The sequence below is a fragment of the Acidovorax sp. KKS102 genome (assembly GCF_000302535.1).
Lineage (GTDB): Bacteria > Pseudomonadota > Gammaproteobacteria > Burkholderiales > Burkholderiaceae_C > Acidovorax.
Genome location: NC_018708.1, coordinates 4,051,380 through 4,075,097, shown reverse-complemented (window position 1 = coordinate 4,075,097; position 23,718 = coordinate 4,051,380). Strand labels below are relative to the sequence as shown.

The 23,718-nt window shown below is 66.2% G+C and carries 21 protein-coding genes and 1 pseudogene; 13 read left to right on the top strand and 9 right to left on the bottom strand.

The features are described 5' to 3' along the window. The first annotated feature begins 16 nt into the window (after window positions 1–16). The 4 genes from C380_RS18730 (at window position 17) to C380_RS18715 (ending at window position 6,409) form a co-directional block, all read left to right on the top strand. Window positions 17–1,228 (top strand): FAD-dependent monooxygenase, encoded by a 1,212-nt coding sequence (locus C380_RS18730; protein WP_015015410.1) that lies wholly within the window; start codon window positions 17–19, stop codon window positions 1,226–1,228. A gap of 314 nt (window positions 1,229–1,542) precedes the next feature. Next, on the top strand, window positions 1,543–3,465 hold the full coding sequence (locus C380_RS18725; RefSeq protein ID WP_015015409.1) for a PrkA family serine protein kinase: 1,923 nt from the start codon (window positions 1,543–1,545) through the stop codon (window positions 3,463–3,465). A gap of 47 nt (window positions 3,466–3,512) precedes the next feature. Further along, the gene (locus C380_RS18720) at window positions 3,513–4,781 is read left to right on the top strand and encodes a YeaH/YhbH family protein (protein ID WP_015015408.1); all 1,269 of its coding nucleotides are present in this window, start codon (window positions 3,513–3,515) and stop codon (window positions 4,779–4,781) included. Further along, window positions 4,778–6,409 carry a SpoVR family protein gene (locus C380_RS18715; RefSeq protein ID WP_015015407.1) on the top strand — a complete coding sequence of 544 codons (1,632 nt, stop codon included), beginning with the start codon at window positions 4,778–4,780 and terminating at the stop codon, window positions 6,407–6,409. Before C380_RS18720 ends, C380_RS18715 begins: the two co-directional genes overlap by 4 nt. Before the next feature lie 98 nt (window positions 6,410–6,507). Here C380_RS18715 and C380_RS18710 read toward each other — a convergent pair whose 3' ends face one another. Further along, window positions 6,508–6,894, bottom strand: a complete 387-nt coding sequence (locus tag C380_RS18710) for a MerR family transcriptional regulator (protein ID WP_015015406.1) — start codon at window positions 6,892–6,894, stop codon at window positions 6,508–6,510. 93 nt (window positions 6,895–6,987) lie between these two features. On the opposite strand from C380_RS18710, the gene C380_RS18705 reads away from it, so the two are divergent. Next, window positions 6,988–7,470 (top strand): hypothetical protein, encoded by a 483-nt coding sequence (locus C380_RS18705; protein WP_015015405.1) that lies wholly within the window; start codon window positions 6,988–6,990, stop codon window positions 7,468–7,470. Here the strand turns inward: C380_RS18705 and C380_RS18700 are convergent. Next, window positions 7,442–8,620, bottom strand: coding sequence for a nitrate/nitrite transporter (locus tag C380_RS18700; protein WP_015015404.1), 1,179 nt, complete (start codon window positions 8,618–8,620; stop codon window positions 7,442–7,444). The genes C380_RS18705 and C380_RS18700 overlap by 29 nt on opposite strands. Before the next feature lie 677 nt (window positions 8,621–9,297). Here C380_RS18700 and C380_RS18695 point away from each other — a divergent pair. After that, a complete protein-coding gene (locus C380_RS18695; protein ID WP_015015403.1) occupies window positions 9,298–9,660 on the top strand; it encodes an MliC family protein in 363 nt (120 codons plus the stop codon). 142 nt (window positions 9,661–9,802) lie between these two features. Here C380_RS18695 and kynA read toward each other — a convergent pair whose 3' ends face one another. The 6 genes from kynA to C380_RS18665 all read right to left on the bottom strand — a co-directional run bounded on the left by kynA (window position 9,803) and on the right by C380_RS18665 (window position 15,422). Continuing rightward, window positions 9,803–10,693 carry a tryptophan 2,3-dioxygenase gene (gene kynA / locus C380_RS18690; RefSeq protein ID WP_015015402.1) on the bottom strand — a complete coding sequence of 297 codons (891 nt, stop codon included), beginning with the start codon at window positions 10,691–10,693 and terminating at the stop codon, window positions 9,803–9,805. Between the two features lie 21 nt (window positions 10,694–10,714). Beyond that, window positions 10,715–12,064 carry a kynureninase gene (gene kynU, locus C380_RS18685; RefSeq protein ID WP_015015401.1) on the bottom strand — a complete coding sequence of 450 codons (1,350 nt, stop codon included), beginning with the start codon at window positions 12,062–12,064 and terminating at the stop codon, window positions 10,715–10,717. 97 nt (window positions 12,065–12,161) lie between these two features. Continuing rightward, a complete protein-coding gene (gene kynB, locus C380_RS18680; RefSeq protein WP_015015400.1) occupies window positions 12,162–12,818 on the bottom strand; it encodes an arylformamidase in 657 nt (218 codons plus the stop codon). A gap of 125 nt (window positions 12,819–12,943) precedes the next feature. After that, a complete protein-coding gene (locus tag C380_RS18675) occupies window positions 12,944–13,303 on the bottom strand; it encodes a YkgJ family cysteine cluster protein (RefSeq protein ID WP_238544045.1) in 360 nt (119 codons plus the stop codon). 32 nt (window positions 13,304–13,335) lie between these two features. Continuing rightward, a complete protein-coding gene (locus C380_RS18670) occupies window positions 13,336–14,748 on the bottom strand; it encodes a HAMP domain-containing sensor histidine kinase (RefSeq protein ID WP_015015398.1) in 1,413 nt (470 codons plus the stop codon). 8 nt (window positions 14,749–14,756) lie between these two features. Beyond that, window positions 14,757–15,422 carry a response regulator transcription factor gene (locus C380_RS18665; protein WP_015015397.1) on the bottom strand — a complete coding sequence of 222 codons (666 nt, stop codon included), beginning with the start codon at window positions 15,420–15,422 and terminating at the stop codon, window positions 14,757–14,759. A 188-nt stretch (window positions 15,423–15,610) separates the two neighbouring features. Between C380_RS18665 and C380_RS18660 the strand changes: the two genes are divergently transcribed. From C380_RS18660 to C380_RS18625, 7 genes and pseudogenes are all read left to right on the top strand, one after another. Then, on the top strand, window positions 15,611–16,486 hold the full coding sequence (locus C380_RS18660) for an NAD(P)-dependent oxidoreductase (RefSeq protein WP_015015396.1): 876 nt from the start codon (window positions 15,611–15,613) through the stop codon (window positions 16,484–16,486). Between the two features lie 123 nt (window positions 16,487–16,609). Continuing rightward, a complete protein-coding gene (locus C380_RS18655) occupies window positions 16,610–17,524 on the top strand; it encodes a PD40 domain-containing protein (protein ID WP_168162376.1) in 915 nt (304 codons plus the stop codon). A gap of 30 nt (window positions 17,525–17,554) precedes the next feature. Next, a pseudogene (locus C380_RS18645) lies at window positions 17,555–18,777 on the top strand (IS3 family transposase). A 73-nt stretch (window positions 18,778–18,850) separates the two neighbouring features. Further along, window positions 18,851–19,903 carry a S9 family peptidase gene (locus C380_RS18640; RefSeq protein ID WP_015015394.1) on the top strand — a complete coding sequence of 351 codons (1,053 nt, stop codon included), beginning with the start codon at window positions 18,851–18,853 and terminating at the stop codon, window positions 19,901–19,903. After that, window positions 19,891–20,322 carry a copper-binding protein gene (locus C380_RS18635; protein ID WP_238544044.1) on the top strand — a complete coding sequence of 144 codons (432 nt, stop codon included), beginning with the start codon at window positions 19,891–19,893 and terminating at the stop codon, window positions 20,320–20,322. Before C380_RS18640 ends, C380_RS18635 begins: the two co-directional genes overlap by 13 nt. Window positions 20,323–20,455: 133 nt before the next feature. Next, window positions 20,456–20,785 carry a FeoA family protein gene (locus C380_RS18630; RefSeq protein ID WP_051022746.1) on the top strand — a complete coding sequence of 110 codons (330 nt, stop codon included), beginning with the start codon at window positions 20,456–20,458 and terminating at the stop codon, window positions 20,783–20,785. Next, the gene (locus tag C380_RS18625) at window positions 20,782–22,707 is read left to right on the top strand and encodes a ferrous iron transporter B (RefSeq protein ID WP_015015391.1); all 1,926 of its coding nucleotides are present in this window, start codon (window positions 20,782–20,784) and stop codon (window positions 22,705–22,707) included. The genes C380_RS18630 and C380_RS18625 overlap by 4 nt, the downstream gene beginning before the upstream one ends. 325 nt (window positions 22,708–23,032) lie before the next feature. Here C380_RS18625 and C380_RS18620 read toward each other — a convergent pair whose 3' ends face one another. Continuing rightward, complete coding sequence (locus C380_RS18620; RefSeq protein ID WP_015015390.1) at window positions 23,033–23,713, bottom strand: hypothetical protein; 681 nt, start codon at window positions 23,711–23,713, stop codon at window positions 23,033–23,035. Window positions 23,714–23,718: the final 5 nt, after the last annotated feature.

Genomic DNA, 23,718 nt, shown 5'->3' with positions numbered 1-23,718 from the left:
AGTTCACAATCGCGCCATGAAAAAACAGGTGTTGGTCGCCGGTGGCGGCATTGGCGGCTTGGCCGCTGCGTTGGGTGCATCGCGTGCCGGATGGGAGGTGCGGCTGTACGAGCGTGCTGCTGCCTTCAGCGAAGTGGGTGCGGGCGTGCAGATCGGGCCCAACGTGGTGCGCCGCTTGCAGGCCTGGGGCCTGCAGCAGCCGCTGCAAGCGGTAGCGGCCTTCCCCAGCCGCTTGCAGGTGCGCAATGCCGTCAGCGGCAAAGAACTGGCCGTGTTGCCCCTGGGGCCCACGGCGGTGGAGCGCTACGGCGCGGCCTACGCCACCATCCATCGTGCGGACCTGCATGGCCTGCTGCTGTCTGCCGTGACCCAATACACCGACACGCAACTGCACCTGGACCATGCGATCGAAAGCTTTGCCGATGCCGACGGCGTGGTGACCGTGCGCACCAGCCGGGGCAAGCAGGTCGAGGGCGATGCCCTGATCGGTGCCGATGGCCTGTGGAGCCGCACGCGCACCCAGCTCCTGGGCGCCGTGCCGCCACGCGTGACGGGACACCTGGCCTACCGCGCGCTGGTGCCACAGCATGCGCTGCCCGATGCCTTGCGCACAGCGCAGGTCACCGCTTGGCTGGGCCCACGCCTGCATGCGGTGCAGTACCCCGTGCGCCGGGGCGAGCTGCAGAACCTGGTGGTCATCGTGCAAGGGCCTGCACCGCAAGACCTGGAGAGCTGGGACCACGCCGCCAACGCCGCAGGCCTGGAGCATGCGCTGCAAGGCACCTGCACCGCGCTGCAGGACGTGGTGCGCAGCGTGAGCGCCGTGGGTGGCGCTGGCTGGCGCCTGTGGCCCTTGTGCGACCGCCCGCCGGTGCGCAGCGCCGACGAGATGGCACAAGGCCTGGTGGCCCTGCTGGGCGATGCCGCGCACCCCATGCGGCCGTACCTGGCGCAGGGGGCTGGCATGGCCATTGAAGACGCGGCCGAGCTGCAGCGGGCGTTGGCCATGCACGACCTCGATGTACCGCTGCGCCTGCGCCGCTATGCGCTGAACCGCTGGCAGCGCAACGCGCGGGTGCAGGCCAGGTCCACGCGCAATGGTCGCATCTTCCACGCCACAGGGCCCGTGCGCTGGGGGCGCGACCTGTCGTTGCGCCTGCTGGGTGAACGCGTGCTGGATGTGCCGTGGCTCTACCGGGGCGATGGTTCCAGCGCCAGCTCGTTGTGATGGGGAGTGTGGGCAGGCCCTGCGAATAAGCCTCAGGCGCAGGGGGCGCGTACGGGGCTTTGGAAGAACCTCCCGGTTGTCAGGACATTCCCTATCCGGGGCAACCCCTGCCAGTGTTTTGCAGGGTGAACTTCGCGCAGTGTGCCACGCTCTATCCCTGTGTGTGCAACGCCACAAAAAGGCCAGTCACATGCCCGCGAATTGGCTGTTCAAGCGCAGTTCGTGGTGCTACAAAGTATCAAGCCGGTAGCGATTGCCAATGCAACACCGTGGTACCACCTGAGCCCGCCAGGGGTGCCGCCACAGGAGGTCGTATGGATGCCATCAGCAACTTCGCCGCGCGCTACGCCCGTAGCCGCGAAGAGGAAATGTCGATCGACGAGTACCTCGCCGAGTGCAAACGTGATCCCATGGCCTACGCCACATCGGCCCAGCGCATGCTGGCCGCTATTGGCGAGCCCGAGATGGTGGACACGCGCAACGACCCGCGCCTGTCGCGGCTCTTTGCCAACAAGGTCATCAAGCGCTATCCGGCCTTCACCGAGTTCTACGGCATGGAGGAGTCCATCGAACAGGTGGTGAGCTTCTTCCGCCATGCCGCGCAGGGGCTGGAAGAGCGCAAGCAGATCCTTTACCTGCTGGGCCCTGTGGGTGGCGGCAAAAGCTCCATTGCCGAGCGCCTCAAGGCGCTGATGCAGAAGGTGCCGTTCTATGCCCTCAAGGGATCGCCGGTCAATGAATCGCCGCTGGGCCTGTTCGATGCCGCAGAAGATGGCCCCGTGCTGGAGGAGCAGTTCGGCATTCCGCGCCGCTACCTGCAGCGCGTGCTGTCGCCCTGGGCGGTGAAGCGGCTGGAAGAGTACGGTGGCGACATCCGCCAGTTCCGGGTGGTCAAGCGCTACCCCAGCGTGCTCAAGCAGGTGGGCATCGCCAAGACCGAGCCGGGCGACGAGAACAACCAGGACATCTCCAGCCTGGTGGGCAAGGTGGACATCCGCAAGCTCGAAACCTTTGCGCAGGACGATACCGACGCCTACAGCTACAGCGGCGGCCTGTGTTTGGCCAACCAAGGGCTGCTCGAATTCGTGGAAATGTTCAAGGCGCCCATCAAGGTGTTGCACCCGCTGCTCACGGCTACGCAGGAGGGCAACTACAAGGGCACCGAAGGTTTTGGAGCGATTCCGTTTGACGGCGTGGTGCTGGCCCACAGCAACGAAAGCGAGTGGAAGGCGTTTCGCAACAACAAGAACAACGAGGCGTTTCTCGACCGCATCTACATCGTCAAGGTGCCGTACTGCCTGCGCGTGAGCGAGGAGATCCGCATCTACGAAAAGCTCATCCGCGAATCGTCGCTGGGCAACGCCGTGTGTGCGCCCGGTACGCTCAAGATGATGGCCCAGTTCGCCATCCTCACGCGGTTGAAGGAGCCCGAGAACTCCAGCATCTTCAGCAAGATGCAGGTGTACGACGGCGAGAGCCTCAAGGACACCGACCCGCGCGCCAAGAGCTACCAGGAGTACCGCGACTACGCGGGCGTGGACGAGGGCATGACGGGCATCTCCACCCGCTTTGCGTTCAAGATTTTGTCCAAGGTGTTCAACTTCGACAGCGCCGAGGTGGCCGCCAACCCGGTGCATTTGATGTATGTGCTGGAGCAGCAGATCGAGCGCGAGCAGTTCGCCACCGATCTGGAGACCAAGTACACCGGCTACATCAAGGAGTTCCTGTCGCCGCGCTACGCCGAGTTCATCGGCAAGGAGATCCAGACGGCGTACCTGGAAAGCTACAGCGAGTACGGCCAGAACATCTTCGACCGCTACGTCACCTACGCCGACTACTGGATTCAGGACAACGAGTACCGCGACACCGACACCGGCGAGGTGTTCGACCGCAGTGCGCTCAACGCCGAGCTGGAGAAGATCGAGAAGCCCGCAGGCATCGCCAACCCCAAGGACTTCCGCAACGAGATCGTCAACTTCGTGCTGCGGGCGCGCGCCAACAACCAGGGCAAGAACCCGAGCTGGACCAGCTACGAAAAACTGCGGCTGGTGATCGAGAAGAAGATGTTCTCCAACACCGAAGAGCTGCTGCCGGTGATCAGCTTCAACGCCAAGGCCAGCGCCGAAGAGGCCCGCAAGCACGAGGACTTTGTCACCCGCATGGTCAACAAGGGCTACACGCCCAAGCAGGTGCGGCTACTGTGCGAGTGGTACTTGCGGGTGCGCAAGAGTAGCTAGGGTCGGTGCCAGGGCCACAGGCCCTGTATGGGGAACGGGAGCAACGGATGGCATTGCAAATCATCGACCGCAGGCTCGCTGGCAAGAACAAGTCGGTGGGCAACCGTGAGCGATTTGTTCGCCGCTACAAAGAGCAGATCGCGGATGCGGTGCGCCGTGCCGTCTCGCAACGTGGCATCCGCGATATGGAGCAGGCCGAGAACATCACCATCCCGCGCAAGGACATCAGCGAGCCTGTGTTCCACCACGGCCAGGGCGGCATCCGCGACACCGTGCACCCTGGCAATGCAGAGCATGTGCGCGGCGACCGCATCGAGCGGCCCCAGGGCGGTGCGGGCGGGCGTGGGTCGCAGGCCAGCGACAGCGGCGAGGGCGAGGACGACTTCACCTTCACGCTGACCAAAGAAGAGTTCATGCAACTCTTTTTTGAAGACTTGGCGCTGCCGCACCTGATGCGCACCCACATCGGCGAGAACCCGCAATGGAAGTCGCGCCGCGCAGGCTACAGCCAGGACGGCATCCCCAACAACCTGGCCGTGCTGCGCACCATGCGCGGCGCCTTGGGCCGGCGCATTGCGCTGGGCAAGTCGGCGCATCGCGAGCTGCTGGCGCTGCAGGCCGAACTGGACGCGCTGCTTGCGCAGGACGACGGAACCAGCGAGGCGGTGGCCGAGCTGCAGCGCCGCATCGACGCGCTCACGGCGCGCATCGGCAAGATTCCATACCTCGACCCCATCGACCTGCGCTTTCGCGCGCGCACGCCGGTGCCTGTGCCCAGCAGCCAGGCGGTGATGTTCTGCGTGATGGATGTGTCGGGCTCCATGGATGAGACGCGCAAGGACCTGGCCAAGCGGTTCTTCATCCTGCTGTACCTGTTTCTCACGCGGCACTACGAGACGATCGACATCGTGTTCATCCGCCACCACACCCAGGCGGCCGAGGTGAGCGAGGAGCAGTTTTTCCACTCCACCGAAAGCGGCGGCACTGTGGTGAGCAGCGCGCTGGTGCTGCTGGACCAGATCATCCGTGCGCGCTACCCGCAGGGCGACTGGAACATCTACGTGGCCCAGGCCAGCGACGGCGACAACTTCACCAACGACAGCGGCATCTGCCGCAACCTGTTGGTGGACAAGATCCTGCCGCTGGTGCGCTACTTTGCCTATGTACAGGTGGCCGAGGAAGAACAGAACCTGTGGGACGAGTACAGCCAGCTCGCGCCGCTGTACTCGCACTTTGCGATGCGCAAGGTCTCCGCACCCGGCGACATCTACCCCGTGTTCCGCGACCTGTTCAAGAAAGAGGGGGTGGCCGCATGAACAACGTGGTGCAGTACCCCGTGCTGGAGCGCCGCCAGAGCGACAACCCCTGGAAGGCCGCTGCCGTGGGCGAGCGCCGCCACCGCGCCGTGCCCGGCCAGCCTCTGCCTGCGGGTGCGCGGCCTGCGGAGCCATTGCCCGACCCGAGCGACTGGACGTTCGAGCTGATCGAGCGCTACCACGTGGCCATCGCCGCCACGGCCGAGCGCTTTGGCCTGGACACCTACCCCAATCAGCTGGAGATCATCACCGCCGAACAGATGATGGACGCCTACTCCAGCGTGGGCATGCCGGTGAATTACCGGCACTGGAGCTACGGCAAGGAGTTTTTGGCCACCGAGCGGCGCTACCGGCGCGGGCACATGGGGCTGGCGTACGAGATCGTCATCAACTCCAACCCCTGCATCAGCTACCTGATGGAGGAGAACACCACCGCCATGCAGGCGCTGGTCATTGCCCACGCCGCCTACGGGCACAACAGCTTCTTCAAGGGCAACTACCTGTTCCGCATGTGGACCGATGCGTCCAGCATCATCGACTACCTGGTGTATGCCAAGGACTACGTGGCCCAGTGCGAGGAGCGCTACGGCACGGGCGAAGTGGAGCGGCTGCTGGACTCGTGCCATGCCCTGGCCAACTTTGGCGTGGACCGCTATCGCCGCCCCTCCAAGAAGAACCTGGCGCGCGAACGCCTGGAGCGCGAGCAGCGCGAAGCTTACGCCCAGCAGCAGGTCAACGAGCTGTGGCGCACCTTGCCCACCCGCCCCGGCAAGGAGGATGCGGCGCAAGAGCACAACCGCTTTCCGCAGGAGCCGCAGGAGAACATCCTGTACTTCATCGAAAAGAACGCTCCCCTGCTGGAGCCCTGGCAGCGCGAGATCGTGCGCATCGTGCGCAAGATCGCACAGTATTTCTATCCGCAGCGCCAGACCCAGGTGATGAACGAAGGCTGGGCCACCTTCTGGCACTACACGCTGCTCAACACGCTGTACGACGAGGGGTATCTGAGTGATGGCGTGATGATCGAATGGCTGGGCTCGCACACCAACGTGGTCTACCAGCCGCCCGTGGGGCACCGTGCCTACAGCGGCATCAACCCCTATGCGCTGGGCTTTGCCATGTACCGCGACATCCAGCGCATCTGCCAGAACCCCACAGCGGAAGACCGGCACTGGTTCCCCGACATCGCAGGCACCCCCTGGCTGCCTGCGCTGGACCATGCGATGCGCAACTTCAAGGACGAGAGCTTTATCGGCCAGTACCTCAGCCCGCACCTGATGCGCGAGATGCGCCTGTTCGCGCTGCATGACGACGCCGCCGAGCGCGACCTGGTGGTCAGCGAGATCCATGACGAGAACGGCTACCGCAGCCTGCGCCAGCTGCTGTCACAGCAGTACGACCTGGGCACGCGTGAGCCCAACATCCAGGTGTGGAACGTAAACCTGCGCGGCGACCGCAGCCTGACCTTGCGCCACACCCAGTACCAGGGCCGCCCGCTGGCCGACGACACGCACGAGGTGCTCAAGCACGTGGCGCGGCTGTGGGGCTTTGGGGTGCAGATCGAGAGTGCGGACGCCGATGGCAACCACCCGGTGCTGCTGCACCAGGTGCCCGCCTCCGCCACCTGACCGGGCTGCGCTGGTACCTGCGCCGCGGGTGAAGGATTGTTGCTCTGTTTTTGATAGCTGCTGGCGCATGATGCACTAGCGCTACCGCCAGATTGGACTCAAAAATCAGGCGAAGCGGCCTTGGCCCGTGGCGCACGGGCCTGCAGCGGGCAGTCGGTAGCCACACGCTCGGCCAACGTCTGGCGCAGGGCCTGCAGCGCGGCAATGCGGTCGTCAATCTCCTGCAGCTTGGCGGCCAGCACCTGCGCCAATGCGGGGCCGGGCTCGGCGGCGTCCCAGATGGCGGGCAGCCGGTCGCCGATCTCCGCCAGGGTAAAGCCCAGCTGCTGTGCGGTGCGGATGTACTGCACCAGCGTCACCACCTCGGGCGGGTAGTCGCGGTAGCCGTTGTCCAGGCGCCGCGCGCGAATCAGGCCCTGCTGTTCATAAAAGCGCAGCGCCTCGCGGCTCAGGCCCGAGGTCGTGGCCAGTTCACCGATCAGCATGATCCCGCTCCCCTCACAAAGTGCTTGACCCTGAAGCGTACTTCAAGGTGGAAACTCGGGGCCTCATTGATCCATTCACAGAGGTTTCCTGTCATGCACATCCCCGCTTTCGCTTCCGGCCGTTATCTGCGCATCGTGCGCGCCAGCGGCTGGTACGACCTGCTCGTCACCTGGCCTTTTGCCTTGCCCTGGACCTTTACCTGGCTCTATGCCCAGCTGAACCTGTTGGCCCAGGCGCTCGCATTGCCCGGTACCTTGCACCCCTTGGACACCACGCACATGCTGCTGGCCAACCTGCTGGGCTCGGTGGTGGTGGTGTGGTCGGTGGCGCGCATCGTGGCGCCCACGGTGCTGCTGGGGTGGCTGGATGGCGTGGCGCGGTTTCTGTTTGCGGCCTGGCAGATCTACGCGGTGGCACACGGCGCCAATGCCATCGTGCTGGGTTTCACCGCCTTCGAGTTGTTGTTTGGCGTGCTGCAATGTTGGCGTGTAGCAGGTGCCCGCGCGGCGCTGTGCCCGCCTGACCCCGCGCGGGTGAATGAGCTGGTCAATGGGCGGGCGCGGGCAGCAGCCTGAAGGCCAGTGCACCCACCACCAGCATGGCCGCAATGGTCAGCATCACCGCCACGTACGGGTCTGCACCCTGTGCGGCGGCGATGGAGGCCGCCACGCCCGTCACCCACTGCATCAGCGCCACGCCCAGGAACAGCGCCATGGTGAACACCGCCATGGCGCGCCCTGTGACCGCAGGGGCGTAGGCCGAGCGCACGTCCGAATACTGCAGCACCATGTAGCCCGACAGCAGGCCCACGGCCACGGAGCCGCCCACGTCCAGCCATTCGGCATGCAGAAAGCCCATGGCTGCAAACAGCGCCGCCAGGAGGGCCGTAAAGCCCAACAGCCAGCGCCTGCGCCGTGTGGGGCCGGGGTCCAGCCGACCAAAAAAGGCCGGGCTGAACAGCGACACCAGCGATGACAGCATGGCCACATTGCCGCTGGCCACCAGCGAATAGCCGTGCCGCTCGATCAGCAGTGGGCCTAGCCACAGTCCACGCAGCGTGAGGAACGAGGCATAGGTCATCAGCGCCAGCAGCATGATGCCGGCGGTGTGCGGCAGCAGGAACAGCGCGCCAAAGCCGCGCACCGCCTGCAGCACCGATTCGCGCGGAGCGGCCTCGTCGATGGGTTGTTCGGGTTCGTGCACCTTCCAGAAGATCAGCAGCCAGGCCAGCGCCGCCAGGCCCGCCAGCACGCCAAACCCCATGCGCCAGGACGACTGCTGCACCAGCCAGGCCAGTGGCGTGCCGGTGAACAGCATGCCCAGTCCGCCCACCCCCATGGCCACTCCGGACACCATGGCAAACCGCGACGCCGGAAAGTAGCGTGCGATGAACACCGTACACACCAAAAATGCGGGTGCGCAGCCCACACCGATCAGCACCTGCCCCAGCAGCACCGCGCCATAGCCCGGTGCCAGTGCCGACAGCACCGCGCCCGCAATGGTCAGCGGAAACGCCACCAGCAGCGTGCGCCGCACGCCGTACAGGTCGATGCCGATGCCCATGAACAGCTGCATGGTGCCAAAGGCAAACGCAAACGCCCCGGCAAACACCCCCAGCGCCTGTGCCGTCAGACCGAACTCGGCCCGCAAGCCCGTCGCCATGATGGCCGTGATGGTGCGAAACGCCTGGCTCAGCGCAAAGCCTGTCACCAGCGCCAGCAGCATGGCCCATGCGGCGCGGGGGGCAAGAAGCGGTGGGGAGGGCGGCGAAGGGGGCACGGGGACGGTCTCCAGGGCAGATGGCGGTGGCGTTTGGGAGCGGCTCTCCCTCGGCCATCAGGCCCGGTGAGGTTACCTGCAGAGCAGAACCGCCGCTGTCGCCGACGGACGGGGCGGCGCCCGCCGAGCAGCGCCCGCAGGTGGGCTGGTTCGCAGGCTCTTAGGGTATGTCCCAGTCTGCCCGCTGCATACCCCACCAAACGCATCGGATGTTGCCCGTTTTGGGGTGCTTGTGCCAGCAATCGGACGTTTACGCGGTGGATTGGGCTTTTGAATGCACCCAATCGGGCCTCGTCTGCGGGTCGCAGGCGCCGTCATGAGGGCGCCACAGGGCGTTGGCAGACTTTAGAGGAGGCTCTCGATGTGGGGATGACCCCAATGACGGTGCCGGGGGCGTGGGGCACTCTTGTGTCCATGCGCTGCACCGGGTGTTGGTCACGGTTCTGGAATCGCAGATTTCGGTCTCTCGCAATCAGGATGGTGCAGGTGGTGGTGAATGGCAAGGTTTGTGCTTAGTGGCAGCCAGGGGCGCTGAAAAGGCCCTGTGGGCCGGTGGCCACAAGCCGTTGGATGGAAGTTATCGGGCGCGCTGCGAGGCTGCGCCGCGATGTCAGGAGTGACCGATGAAGACGATGGTTTTGCTGGGTTCGGGTGCGTTGGCTACCCTGTTGTTGTCGGGCTGCGCAAGCCAGCCCCCTGCCATGCAGGCGTTCAGCGCCCCCGCCGACGGCAGCAGCATGCAATACGCCTGCGGCAATGGCGAAAAGGTCGAGATGCAGTTCTACCCCGAGCAAGGCCGCAGCGTGATGCGCCGCAGCGGCTGGACGGTGGAACTGCCCAAGCAGCCGGCTGACAGCGGCTACGCCTACAGCAACGGCCCCACCACGGTGCTGGGCAAGGGCAACGAACTGACGATTCAGATTGGACACCTGGCACCGATCTGGTGCCGCAGCAACCGCGGCATGATGGTGGCGGGCGTCCAGTAGTCGACACACCCTCGGCAAGCGACGGTCTTGTGGTTGTCGGCGGGGGCGCCCAAAGCGCCCCCGTTTTTTATTCATCGTTTCCACCAAGCCGTGACAGCGCTGGTTGACCATCGTGGCGGCCAGCAGCTGCTGTGGTTCGCACTCAGAGATCCGTGCGCAGTTTCCAGATCTCGGGGAAGAGCACTACATCCAGCATCTTGCGCAGGTAGCTCACCCCGCCCGTGCCGCCCGTGCCGCGCTTGAAGCCGATCACGCGCTCCACGGTAGTCACGTGGCGGAAGCGCCATAGGCGGAAGGCGTCTTCCAGGTCTGTCAGTTCTTCGCCCAGCTGGTACAGGTCCCAATGTTTTTCGGGGTTGCGGTACACGGTGAGCCAGGCCTGCTCCACCCCATCGTTTTCTACATAGGGCTGCGTCCAGTCGCGCTCAGTGTGGCTGGCGGGCACGGCCAGGCCACGCCGCGCCATCAGGCGCAGGGCCTCGTCGTACAGCGACGGGGCTTCGTAAGCCGCCTGCACCAGCGCCAGCAGGTCGGCGCGGTGCTCGTGGGGCTTGAGCATGGCGCGGTTCTTGTTGCCCATCGAGAACTCGATGCAGCGGTACTGGTAGCTCTGAAAGCCGCTGGATTGGCCCAGGTACGGCCGCATGGCGCTGTATTCGGGCGGCGTCATGGTGGCCAGCACGTCCCACGCGTGCACCAGCTGCTCCATGATCTTGCTCACGCGCGCCAGCATCTTGAAAGCAGGCGGCAGCTCGTCGCGCGCAATGTGGCCGATGGCCGCGCGCAGCTCATGCAGCATGAGCTTCATCCACAGCTCGCTGGTCTGGTGCTGCACGATGAACAGCATCTCGTCGTGCGCGGGCGACAGCGGCTTTTGCGCGGTGAGGATGGCGTCGAGCTGCAGGTAGTCGCCGTAGCTCATGCTTTGGCTGAAGTCGAGCTGGGCGCGCTCCTCGTGCACGATGGATTCGGGCAGGGCGGCAGATGCCGCGTTGTTGTTGTCACCCGCAGGGGTTTGCGAGAAAGGGCACATGATGTTGGTTTGCCTTTCCGATCAGGTGACGGCGTGCGTCTGGTTGAACTCGGCCTTCTGCCACTCGCCGCTCTCCAGCACTTGGCGCATGTGCTCCACGGCATTCCACACGTCTTCAAAGCCCAGGTACAGCGGCGTGAAGCCAAAGCGCAGGATGTCCTTGTGGCCAGTGCCGCCGTCTCCCTTGCCTGCATCAGGAGCCGCGCCGGACCCGGCGCGGAAGTCGCCAATCACGCCGCGCGCAATCAGCGCCTGCACGATGGCGTAGGCACCGCTGCCCTGGCCGCCTACGCCAGCCCCTTCGTCGCGCGTCAGGCACACCTGCGAGCCGCGCTGGGCATGGTCACGCGGCGTGGCCAGGCCCAGGCCGTGGCCCGCGCAGCGCTCTTCCACCAGCTGGATGAACAGGTCAGTCAGCGCCAGCGACTTGGTGCGCAGCGCGGCCATGCCGCCCAGGCCTTGAGCGGCGGTGAATACATCCAGCCCGCATTGCAGGGCCGACAGGCTGATGATCGGCTGCGTGCCACACAGGTAGCGTGTGATGCCCGGGGCGGGCTGGTAGTCGGGCGTGAAGGCAAAGGGTGCAGCGTGGCCCCACCAGCCGGACAGCGGCTGCATGAACTTCAAGTCCGGGCGGTTGGCATGGCGTGGATGCACCCACACAAAGGCCGGTGCACCGGGGCCGCCGTTCAAATATTTGTAGCCGCAGCCGATGGAGAAGTCGGCGCCCGCGCCGTTCAGGTCCACAGGGACCGCGCCCGCGCTGTGCGCCAGGTCCCACACGCACAGAATGCCCTGGGCGTGCGCCGCAGCGGTGATGGCAGCCATGTCGTGCATGGCGCCGGTGCGGTAGTTCACGTGCGTCAGCATCAGCACGGCCACGTCGCTGGTCAGCGATGCGGCAATTTCTTCAGGCTCCACCAGCACCAGCTCCAGCCCGCGTTCCTTGCACAGGCCTTCGGCAATGTAGAGGTCGGTGGGGAAGTTGCTGCGCTCGCTCACGATGCGCTTGCGGGCGGGGCTGTCTTCGCGGGCAATGTTGAGCGCCGCGCTCAGCACCTTGTAAAGGTTGATGGAGGTGCTGTCGGTGCACACCACTTCATCCTTGCCTGCGCCGATCAGCGGGGCAAGCTGGTTGCCCAGGCGCTGGGGCAGGTCAAACCAGCTGGCGGTGTTCCACGATTTGATGAGGTCGGTGCCCCATTCGCGGGTGACCACATCGGCCACGCGCGCAGCGGCGGCCTTGGGGGCCACGCCCAGCGAATTGCCGTCGAGGTAGATCACGCCCGGTGGCAGGGCAAAGTGGTCGCGCAGAGCGCGCAGCGGGTCTTGGGCGTCGCGGGTGCGGCAGTCTTGAAAGGTGATGGGCATGGGCGTTGGGAGAGGTGATTGCTATGTTATTGATAGCTTTTGGCGCATGTTGTATTAGCGCTGCCAGCCAAAAATGCTTGAAATTCTGTGGATCGCGCTAGTCCAGCGCCCGCAGCACGGCCCGCACGGGGGATGCATCGGCCGTGGTCAGCTTCAGCGGCAGGGCGATGAGTTCGTAGTCGCCTTCGGGCACGGCGTCGAGCACCAGGTTTTCTAGCACCCGCAGGCCCCGGCGGCGGATGACCTGGTGGCTGTCCAGCGTCTTGCTGTCGGCCGGGTCGATGCTGGCGGTGTCGATGCCCACCAGCAGCACGCCCAGGTCAGCCAGGCGCTCGATGGTCTCGGGCGCGTAAGCGGCCAGCTGGGCGTCCCAGCGGTCCACAGGCATGTGTTCGTAGGTGCGCACCAGCACGCGCGTGGGCAGGGTGCCGTTCACCGCGTGGGCGATGTGCTCCCAGGTGATCAGCGGGCCGCAGCCGATGGCGTGGATCACGCGGCAAGGGCCCAGAAAGGCGTCGAGCGATACATCGCCAATGCTGGCGCCCTGCGCGTCGTAGTGCAGCGGTGCATCAGCGTGGGCGCCCACATGGGGCGACATCGTGATGGCGCTCACATTGACCGGGCAGCCGGGGCCGATGGTGGCGCACCACTGCTGGCTGTAGGCCGTGTCGCCGGGGAACACGGGGCTGCCCGCGTGCACGGGCGGCGAGATATCCCAAAGCCGGCGGGCGGTGGGGGAGGAAGGCGTTGACATGGGACAAAGTTTGCATGTCCCGAAAAAACCGTGGTGTCGGTTATTTCCAACACCACGTCGATTTTTTGTTGAGGTCTAAACTATTTTGATGCGGCAGTAGCCCGGCTGCTGGAAGGGTGCCACCTTCACAGAATCAGGCCTTCCTCCAGCGGCGCCAGTCCGTGCCGCGCCCGCGCCTTGTGGCAGGCGTAGTCGCCCGCCGAGAACTCGCGGCAGGGCGCGGGGCGCAGTTCGTAAATGCTGCACGCCACCTGCTGGCCCACCTGGCCAGTCAGCGCGGCGCAGCGGATGGGCACCTGCTCCGTGCCCCGCATGCGGCAGGTGCTGCCGTTCACATCCAGTGCCAGACCGTCGGGCACCGAGCCGCCCATGGCCTGCATCTCGTACACGGCAAAGTCCACGCGAAAGCTGGCGCAGCAGGCGCCGCAGCTGAGGCACGGGTGGGCGGAATCGGCGGTGGTCATGGTGGTCGCGTCGTCGGACATGCAGTGCGTGCGTTCGGCCTGCGGCGGGGCCATCAGGCGCTGTGGGGGAGGGGAATGCTAACGAAAAAGCCCACGCCTTTGCCATTCAAACCCACGCCGATCTGCGCCTGCCCGCCCATGCGCAGCACCGCCTGCCGCACGATGGCCAGGCCCAGGCCCGAGCCATTGGCGGCATGGCCCGTGCCACGGTAAAAGCGTTCGAACACCCGCTGCTGCTCGCTGGCCGGGATGCCCGGCCCGTCGTCCTGCACTGCCAGCTGCAGCGCCGCGCCCTCGCGTCGCAGCGCCACCGCCACGTTGCCGCCGTGGGGCGTGTAGCGCAGCGCGTTGTCGATGAGGTTGTGGGCGATGGACTCGAACGCAGGCTGGTCGAGCCGCGCGGGCAAGGTGTCGGGCGCGTCCAGCGACAGCTCGATCTGCCGCGCGATGGCCTGCGGCGCAGCCTGTGCCAGCGCGCCACGCAGCCATTGCGCCATGTCCAGGTCGCGCGCTGCGGGGCGCTGCGCGTCGTCCAGCGCGGCCAGGTCCAGCAGTTGCTGCGCCAGGTGCGAGGTGCGGGCGATGGCCTGCTCCAGGTGGGCCTGGGCCTGCGTGCGTTCCTCTTCGCTGGGCGAGCGGGCCATCACATGGGCCTGGGCGGTGATCACGGCCAGCGGTGTGCGGATCTCGTGCGCTGCGTCCTGCACAAAGGCGCGCTCGCGTTCCACCTTTTGCCGCAGCTGGGCGAAGAGGTGGTCCAGCGACTGCTCTAGCGGCTTCAGTTCGCGATGACGGGCGTTGAAACCCACCGATTGCAGGTCGTCCTGCCCGCGCTGCGCAATGCGGCTGGCCAGTTGCTGCAGCGGCCGTAGGCCATGGCGTACCGACAGCCACACTGCCAGCAGCACAAAGGGCGACGCCAGCAGCAGGTAGGGCAGCAGCGCGCGGCCGTTGTACTGCAGGAAGTTGGAGTCGGTGCGCTTGGTCTCGAACACCCGCAGCACCCAGCGCGCATTGCGGCCGGTGTAGATGCGGAATGACCGGCCTTGCAGGGCGGCTTCTTCAATAAAAGGCTCAGCGCGTTGTGAGGCGGGCGGCACGGCCACGTTCTGCAGCCCCGGCGATGCAAACACGCGCTGGCCCGATGCCGCGTCCAGCAGCTCGTGCATCTGCACCCCGGGCAGCAGCCCGATCTGGCGGCGGCGGATGTTGGTCCAGTGGTCGGTGGCCGCCACGGCCGTGGCGGCGTGCGCGGGGTCGGTGATGGAGGCCAGCGAGTCCAGCACCGCGTCGCCGTATTTCATCAGGCCCGGGTCGCGGGTGATGGTGTGCTTGTAGTTGACGAAGTTGTAGCCCAGCAGCACCGCCCACACCACCACAAACGCCACCAGCACCGAGGCCACGCTGCGACGCATCAGCGTGGGCTCGGCCAGCCAGGCCCATGCGCTGCCCAATGCGTGCTTCATCGTCGTGGTCATGCCTGCAGCAGATAGCCCACGCCCCGCACCGTGCGGATCAGCTCCGCACCGATCTTGCGGCGCAGGTTGGACACATGCACTTCAATGGCGGCAAAGTCCACCGGCTCGCCCAGCGGGTCCAGCCGCTGCGACAGCACGCTTTTGGACACCACCACGCCGGGCTCGCGCGCCAGCTCCAGCAGCAGCTGGAACTCGCGGGGCGACACGTCCAGCACCGCACCGTTGCGCTGCACCGCGTGGCGGCGCGGCTCGATCACCAGCTCGCCCAGCACCCAGCGCTCGCTGGCCTGGCGCGCACTGCGGCGCAGCACGGCGCGGATGCGGGACATCAGCTCGGCTGTGGCAAAGGGCTTGATCACAAAGTCGTCCGCCCCACCGTCCAGGCCCGCCAGTCGGTCCTCCACGGCCGAGCGGGCCGTGATCACGATGATGGGTACCTGTCCGCCGTCACCCATCTGCGCACGCCAGCGCGCCAGCAGATCGAAGCCACTGCCGTCGGGCAGCGTCAGGTCCAGCAGCACGCAGTCGATGGTGGTGGCATCCACGGTGGCCGGGGCGTCCACCGCGCGGCGCAGCCACTCGCTGGTCAGGCCCTCCACCTTCAGCGCGGACTGCAGCGCCCGGCCCAGGTCCAGATCGTCTTCGATGAGCAGGATGTGCATGGGGCGATTGTGGCGGGCCGCAGCTTAAGCCATGCCAAACGTAGAGGGCAGGCACAGAAGTTCCTGCCACCGCGGGCGCCACTTTGGGTAGAGTGGGCGCAGCGCAAGCCCCAGCCGCCCCACCAGGGCGCCATGGACGGGCGCTGCACTGCAGTCAACCCTCCGCTGACAGAAAGAAAGGTATTCCTATGCAGATTGGCTTTATCGGACTGGGCGTCATGGGCCTTCCCATGGCACTGAACCTGGCGCGCGCCGGCACCCCGTTGTGGGTGTGGAACCGGTCGCCCGAGAAATGTGAGCTTCTGCGCGCCGCTGGCGCGCAAGTGGGCGCAACGCCCGCCGAGATCTGCGCGCAGGCGCAGGTCATCATCCTCATGCTGGCCAACGAACCGGCCATGGATGAGGCACTGCAGCGCGGCACGCCGGGTTTTGCCACCCAGGTGCGGGACCGGATCATCGTGCACATGGGCACTACGTCACCCGAGTATTCCAAGGCACTGGAGCAGGACATCCTGGCCGCCGGCGGGCGCTATGTCGAGGCGCCTGTCTCGGGCTCGCGCAAGCCGGCAGAGGCCGGACAGCTGGTGGGCATGCTGGCGGGCGACCCGGCCAGCGTGCAGGCGGTGCAGCCGTTGCTGGCGCCCATGTGCCGCACCACCTTCGTGTGCGGGGCGGTGCCGTCGGCCTTGCTGATGAAGTTGTCGGTGAACCTTTTTCTCATCACCATGGTGACTGGCCTGTGCGAAGCCGCGCACTTTGCCGACCGCAATGGCCTGGACATGGAGCTGTTCCGCTCGGTGCTCGATGCGGGCCCCATGGCCAGCAGCGTGTCGCAGATGAAGCTGGCCAAGCTGGTTGCGCGCGACTTCGAGGTGCAGGCCGCCATCCACGACGTGCTCAAGAACAACCAGCTCGTGGCCCAGGCGGCTCGCAGTGCACGGCTGGCATCGCCGCTGCTGGACGCGTGCCACGCACTGTTCGCGCAGACCGCTGACATGGGCCTGGGGCAGGAGGACATGGTGGCGGTGGTCAGGGCGCTGGAGGCGCGTACCGAGGCGCTGTAGCGGAGCACTTCGCCCGCAGCACGCAGCGATATGCGTGCCGGTATGGCGACCCGGCCCTTTGGCTGGCGCAAAGGTTGGGCATTCCACAATGCCGCCATGTTGTACGAGATGAGGAGGAGTTCCATGGCGCCAAGATGGATAGGGTGGTGTGCGGTGTTGTCGGCAGTTTTGTTGGCGGGCTGTGCCAGTGGCCCGACGCATCCCGCACTGGCAGGAGCCCAGCTGCCCGAATTGATCCCCGTGCGCGACTTCGTCGCCAGCCGCCAGTCCACCGGCGGCTACCGTGTGTCGCCCGATGGAAAGCGCATTGCCTGGTTTGGCACCGATGGCGTGGTGCCTGCGATCTGGGTGCAGTCCATCGATGGGGGCGACGCCAAGGCGTTTCGCATCCGTGCGCGCGCCATTCGCTTCAGTGCCGACAGCCGCTGGCTCGGCATCACGGCCGACCCCACGGGCGATGAAAACACCCGCATCTATGCGGGCGCGGTCGAGGGCCCCGGTACCGACTTGCGCGAGCTGATGCCTGCACCGCGTTCAGTGGCGCATTTTGCGGAGGCGGTGGATGCCTCGCCCGACTTCATCGTCACCTCCAACCAGCGCGACAAGAAGGTGTTTGACCTGTACCGCGTGAACCCGGCAGGTGGCGCGCCGGTGCTGCTGGCCACCAACCCCGGCAACGTGAACTGGTGGGGCGTGGACACCACGGGCCAGCTGCGCGCCCGGGCACAGATCCAGGGCGAGCAAGTGCTGCTGGAGCGGCCCGGCACAGCACAGGGCACCTGGGTGACGGTGGCAGAGCGCAGCCGGTGGGACACGCTGAATATCTTTGGCCTGCACGACGAGGGGCGCAAGGCCTGGGCCCTGTCGAACCGGGGACGAGACAAGCTGGCGCTGGTGCGGCTGAACCTGACCACGGGTGGCGAGGAGGAGTGGTTTGCCTCGCCCGATGTGGACCTGGACGACGTGACACTCAGCCGCCGCACCCGCGAGCCCTTATTGGCTTATTTCATGCCCGTGACCCGTCCTGCCTGGCGTTGACACGAGGACCTTTCAAAAAGGGTATGTGTCATGGAATCAAGTGTCAAACGCACGCAGCGCGACTACACACTGGCCTTTAAGTTGGCGGTGGTGGAGCAGGTGGAAAAAGGCGAGCTCACGTACAAACAGGCGCAGCAGCACTACGGCATCCAGGGTCGCTCGACGGTTCTGGTCTGGCTGCGCAAGCACGGTCGCCTGGGCTGGAGTCCTGCGGCATCATCTGCATCATGCCGCTAGACAAGACCAAAGGACCGCACGCCCGAGCAGCAGATCAAGGCGCTGCAGGTGCAGCTCGCACAGGCGCAGGAGAAGGCCAGGCTATTCGAAGCCGTCATCGACGTGCTGCGCAAGGACTATGGGGTGCGCATCGTAAAAAAGCCTTTGGGCAAGTCCTCGCGCAAAACCTCATCGCAGGGTTGAGCGTGAAGAGGGCTTGCCAGCATATGGGCCACAGCCGTCAGGCGTATTACCAGGGTAGGCGCCGCGAGGCCGATCGCTTGGCGAATGCGCAGACGGTGGTGGAGTTGGTGCGCGAGCAGCGCATGCGCCAACCACGCATAGGCACGCGCAAGCTGCACCACTTATTGCAGGAGCCGCTACAGCGCCGAGGCATCGACTTGGGCCGCGATGCAATGTTCGACGTCCTGCGCAATGCCAGGCTGCTGGTGGCACCCCGGCGGGCGTATCACAAGACAACAGACAGTCACCACCGCTTCAGGCACCATCCGAACCTTCTCAAGGTAGGGCCGCAACAGATCCACGCCAGCGGCAGCGAGCAGGTCTGGGTGGCTGACATCACCTACTTGCCCACACACGGCAAGTTCGTCTATCTGAGCCTGGTCACGGATGCGTATTCCAGGAAGATCGTCGGCTGGCACGTGCATGAGAGCCTGCAGACCGAAGAGGTGGCGCAGGCCATGAAGATGGCGCTCTCGGGGCGACAGAGCAGCCGACAGTTGGTGCACCACTCCGACAGGGGTATCCAGTACTGCGCGACGTACTACCAGGCCCTGCACAAGCGCCACGGCGTGATCTGCTCGATGACGGACGGCTACGACTGCTACCAGAACGCGCTGGCCGAGCGGGTCAATGGCATCTTGAAGAGTGAGTTCTTGCTGCAGCGCCCCGCCGATCTGGGGCAGGCCAGACGCATGGTCGAGCAGTCAGTCGACATCTATAACTGCGAGCGACCGCATCTGTCGCTGAAAATGCAAACGCCCGATGCAGTGCATCGGGCGTCATTGGCCGGATAGTCCGGCTGGAGTTTTTAACCGTCCTGGGTGTCAACGCTATTCAGGACGGGTCACCGGCTACCCGGCGCGCAAGGTGTTCGACCCTGCGCTGGATGCCCGGCTGTCTGCGCTGGCCGGTGACAAGCCTGCAGAGGTGCTGGTGACCAGCCTGGACCAGACCGACAAGGTGCTCACGGTGGCGGTGGCCACCGACCGGGGCACGCGCAACTACCTGCTGCGCGATGGGCACGAGCCCCGCTTCCTGGGCGAGAACCGCCTGAGCCTGATTGCCAAGGACCTGGCCCCCACCGCGCCCATCACCTACACCGCGCGCGATGGTCTCACCATCCACGGCTACCTCACGCTGCCCGTGGGCGCAGCGCCGCAGCGGCTGCCCACCGTGCTGCTGGTGCATGGCGGCCCGTGGCGGCGCGACCGCTGGGGTGATGGTTTCACCAACCGCGCCATGCAGCAATTTCTGGCCAACCGGGGCTATGCGGTGCTGCAGGTCAACTACCGGGGCTCCAGCGGCTACGGCCGCAACCACATGGAAAAAGCCCGGGGCGAGTTCGCGGGCCGCATGCACGACGATCTGGTGGACGGCGTGCGCTGGGCGGTGGAGCGCGGCGTGGCCGACCCGCAGCGCGTGGCAATCTATGGCGCCAGCTACGGCGGCTATTCGGCCCTGGTGGGCGCCACCTTCACGCCCGAAGTCTTTGCCTGCGCCGTGGATGTGGTGGGCGTGACGGACATCGCACGCCTGCTGGAAGCTGCTCCGCCCTATTGGGAGCTGGGCCTGCCCTGGTGGCACCGCTATGTGGGCAACCCGGCCGTGCCGGAAGACCGTGCGCGCATGGACGCGAAGTCGCCCCTGTACCGGGCGGAGCATGCGCAAAAGCCCATCCTCATCATGCACGGCGTGAACGACCCGCGCGTGAAGCTGGAGCAGTCCGAATGGATGGTGGCGGCCCTGCGCAAGGCGGGCAAAGAGGTGGACTACGTCACCTTCAAAGGGGACGGCCACGGCAACCAGCGCTGGCCCAACAACCTCACCATGTACCGCAAGACCGAGGACTTCCTCGCCCAATGCCTGGGTGGGCGGACCAGTGGTTTTGACTACTACCAGCTGGGCGCGTGGGCGTTCTGATGGGGCAGGCCGTCACTTGGTTGCTTGCCCGTTGGGAGCAGCGCGGCTGCGGGGTTGCCACCGCACTGGTCTTGGCCGCCGCGTGTGGTGCGGCAGGCGCCCAGCCCGTTGCACCAGCGGGCGCGGCCTCGGCTGCTGTAGAGGGTGCCGCCCCTGCGGCTCCGGTCTACACCCGTGCGCGGCTGGTGTCTGTGGAGTTGGATGCGAGCGGCAACGCCACGCTTGTGCGGCTCAAGCTGCTGCCCCGCGCCAAGCTGCCGTTCACCACACAGACCTTCCGGGTGGCCAACCCCGCGTTGCTGCACGGCATTTCGCAGGGAGCCTGGGTGCAGTTCACTGCCCGGCACATCGATGGCGAAAACACGCTCACGTCCATCCGCGTTACGGCGGAGTGCAAGCGGTTGGAGCCATGTGACTGACTGCCCGGCAGGGCAAGGGCCACTGCAGCTTGCGCTGCATCAAGGAGAGATTGCGACGGCGACCACTGCGATACAGATATTGGTAGAATGAGAATCACTATTATTTGTATCGAGGCCAGTCACCATGAAAACCATGGACGATGGCGCTGCGGCGCGGTTGCATCTTCCTACGCAGCAGAACCTGTCCTCGCGGCTGGATCAATTGCCGCGCCGTGCCTTGGGCCGGGTCACGGGCTTGTTGCCCGCGCAGGACGCGCAAGAGCACAGCATGCTGCTGCGCTTGCTGGAGATCGGCTTTCTGCCCGGTGAAACCGTACAGGTGGTCGCGCGCGGCGGCTGGGGCGGCGACCCCATCGCGGTGCGCGTCGGGCAGGCCACGTTTGCGCTGCGCCGCCAGGAGGCCTCCATGGTGCAGGTGCAGCCGCTGGATGACGCCACCCTGCCTGCCAAGGAGCTGGTATGAACGCCCAGGCCACTGTGCAGCCCACCCCCGCCGATGCGCCCCTGCGCATAGCGCTGCTGGGCAACCCCAACTGCGGCAAGACCGCGCTGTTCAACCTGCTCACCGGCGCGCGCCAGAAGGTGGCCAACTACGCGGGCGTGACGGTGGAGCGCAAGGAAGGCCTGCTGCAGACCGCCGCCGGCCGCCGCGTGCGCGTGCTGGACCTGCCGGGCGCCTACAGCCTGCATGCACACAGCGTGGACGAGGCCATCACCCGCGACATCGTGCGCGGGCGCCGCGCGGGCGAGCCCGTGCCTGATGTGCTGGTGTGCGTGACGGATGCCACCCACCTGCGCCTGAACCTGCGCCTGGTGCTGGAGGCGCGCGCCCTGGGCCTGCCCATGGTGCTGGTGCTCAACATGATGGACGTGGCTGAGCGCCAGGGCATCGCCATCGACCGCGAGGCGCTGTCGCGCGAGCTGGGCATGCCCGTGCTGGCCACCGTGGGCGTGCGCGGCAACGGCGCCCAGGAGCTGGTGCGGTGGCTGGACAGTGCCAACCTGCAGCAACTGCAGCGCCCGGTGGTGGCGCCCGATGCGGCGGCACGCCTGGACGCGAGCGATCTGGAGGCGCAAAACGACGTCATCCGCACCCACCAAGAGGTGCGGCGCATTCTGGACCAGGCCGTGCGCGTGCCGGTGGTCAGCCTGCGAACGGACGACCGCATCGATGCGGTGGTACTGCACCCGGTGTGGGGCATGTTGATCCTGGCGGCCACGCTGTTCCTGATGTTCCAGGCGGTGTTCAGCTGGGCCGAGCTGCCCAAGTCGTGGATCGAAGATGGCGTGGGCTGGCTGGCAGCCCTGGTCAACGCCCACATGGCCGACGGCCCCTTGCGCAGCCTGCTGACCGACGGGGTGCTGGCGGGCGCGGGCGGGGTGCTGGTGTTTTTGCCGCAAATCCTGTTCCTGTTCCTGTTCATCCTGGCGCTGGAGGATTCGGGCTATCTGCCGCGTGCGGCGTTCTTGCTGGACCGCGTGATGGGCACGGTGGGTCTGTCGGGCCGCTCGTTCATCCCGCTGCTGTCGAGTTTTGCCTGCGCCGTGCCAGGCGTGATGGCCACACGCTCCATCACCCACTGGCGCGACCGGCTGGTGACCATCATGATCGCCCCGCTCATGACCTGCTCGGCGCGTCTGCCGGTGTATGCGTTGCTGATTGCGGCCTTCATCCCCGAGCGCACCGTGGCGGGGGTGTTCAACCTGCAGGGCGTGGTGCTGTTTGCGCTGTATGTGGCGGGCATCGTCAGCGCCATGGCCGTGGCGGCGGTGGCCAAGCTGGCCCGCAGCGACACGCGCGCCACGCCGCTGATGATGGAGCTGCCCGCATACCGCTGGCCCAGCGTGCGGGGCCTGGCTTATGGGCTGTACGAGCGGGCGGTGATTTTCATCAAGCGGGTGGGCGGCATCATCCTGGCCGTCACCGTGTTGTTGTGGTTCCTGTCCACCTACCCCGGCGCGCCAGAAGGCGCCACGCAGCCCGCCATCACCTACAGCCTGGCCGGCCAGCTGGGCCGCCTGCTGGAAGTCATCGTCGCGCCGATTGGCTTCAACTGGCAGATTGCCATTGCGCTGGTGCCTGGCATGGCGGCGCGCGAGGTGGCGGTGAGCGCACTGGGCACGGTGTACGCGCTGTCTGCCACGGGCGACGAGGTGGCCAGCCAGCTGGGGTCGCTGATTGCGGGCTCGTGGTCGCTGGCTACCGCGCTGTCGCTGATGGCCTGGTATGTGTTTGCGCCCCAGTGCATCTCCACCATCGCCGCCGTGCGGCGTGAGACCAACGGCTGGCGCTACCCGCTGCTCATGGTGGGGTATCTGTTTGCCATGGCGTATGCCGCCAGCTTTGTGACCTACCGCGTGGCGCTGGCGCTGGGCGGGGGCTGAGGAGAAACGTTGTGATGGCCCAGCAAGTCATCGTTGGTCTGATCGTGCTCGCTGCGGCGCTCTATGTGCTCTGGCGGTACCTGCCTGGGCGCTGGCGCCAGGGGTTGGGCAAGGTCCACCCGGGGTTGGTCCAGTCGCCGGGCTGTGGCGCGAGCGATGGTGGGTGCAGCAGCTGCGGCAGTTGTGCGGCGCCATCCGATGCAGCAGCTTCAAAACCCGTGGCCATGCCCGTTCGTCGCGGGCCTGCTTCTTAGTGAGTGCTATCTTTTAGATAGCTAATGGCGCATGATTCACTAGCGCTGCAGGCCGTTTTGGCTCCAATTAACTACTGGCACAGCTGGCCCTGGCCCAGCGCGCTCAGCGCCTGTTGCAGGTTGGCGCGCGCCTGGGCCTCGTAGCGCTGCGCAAAGTAGTCCGTGCCGTAGATGTGCGGGCGATCCAGAAACCCCTGCAGCACCGCGCTGCGCCCCGCCACATAACGCGGCCAGCGCACAAAGAAGTATTCACGCCGCACGTTGCGTTCGAACTGTCGGTACACCGCGTCGTTCTGGCCCAGTATGGCCAAGTCGATGTCCACCACCCACAACGCATCGCCGGTGAGTGGGCCCGGGGTGTGGCGGGTGTCCATCACCTGCTGGTGCACGGTCTCGGCCAGCGTGGTGGGCAGCCCTTGGCTCAGCAGAAACTGGTGCGCCCGGTCGGCGCTGCGCTCTTCGTTGTGTGCACTCCACGGCCAATAGATGGCGTCGTGGTACCACAGGGCGAGGGCCACAGCATGGGGGTCATGGATCGCGCCGGGTTGGTGGTCCTGCACCGCCTGCAGGTGCCGCAGGCAGGCCCGCAGGTGGGTGGTGTCGTGGTAGGCGCGGGGCCAGCGAGCCCAGCTGCGCAGCAGGCGCCGGCCTTCAGCACGCCAAGCGGGCGTGTCGCGCCCCAGCGCTTGGCCCAAGGCCTGCCAGTGCGCCAGCAATTCGGCGCTGTAGGCGGGCTGGCGGCGCCAGGGCATGGGGC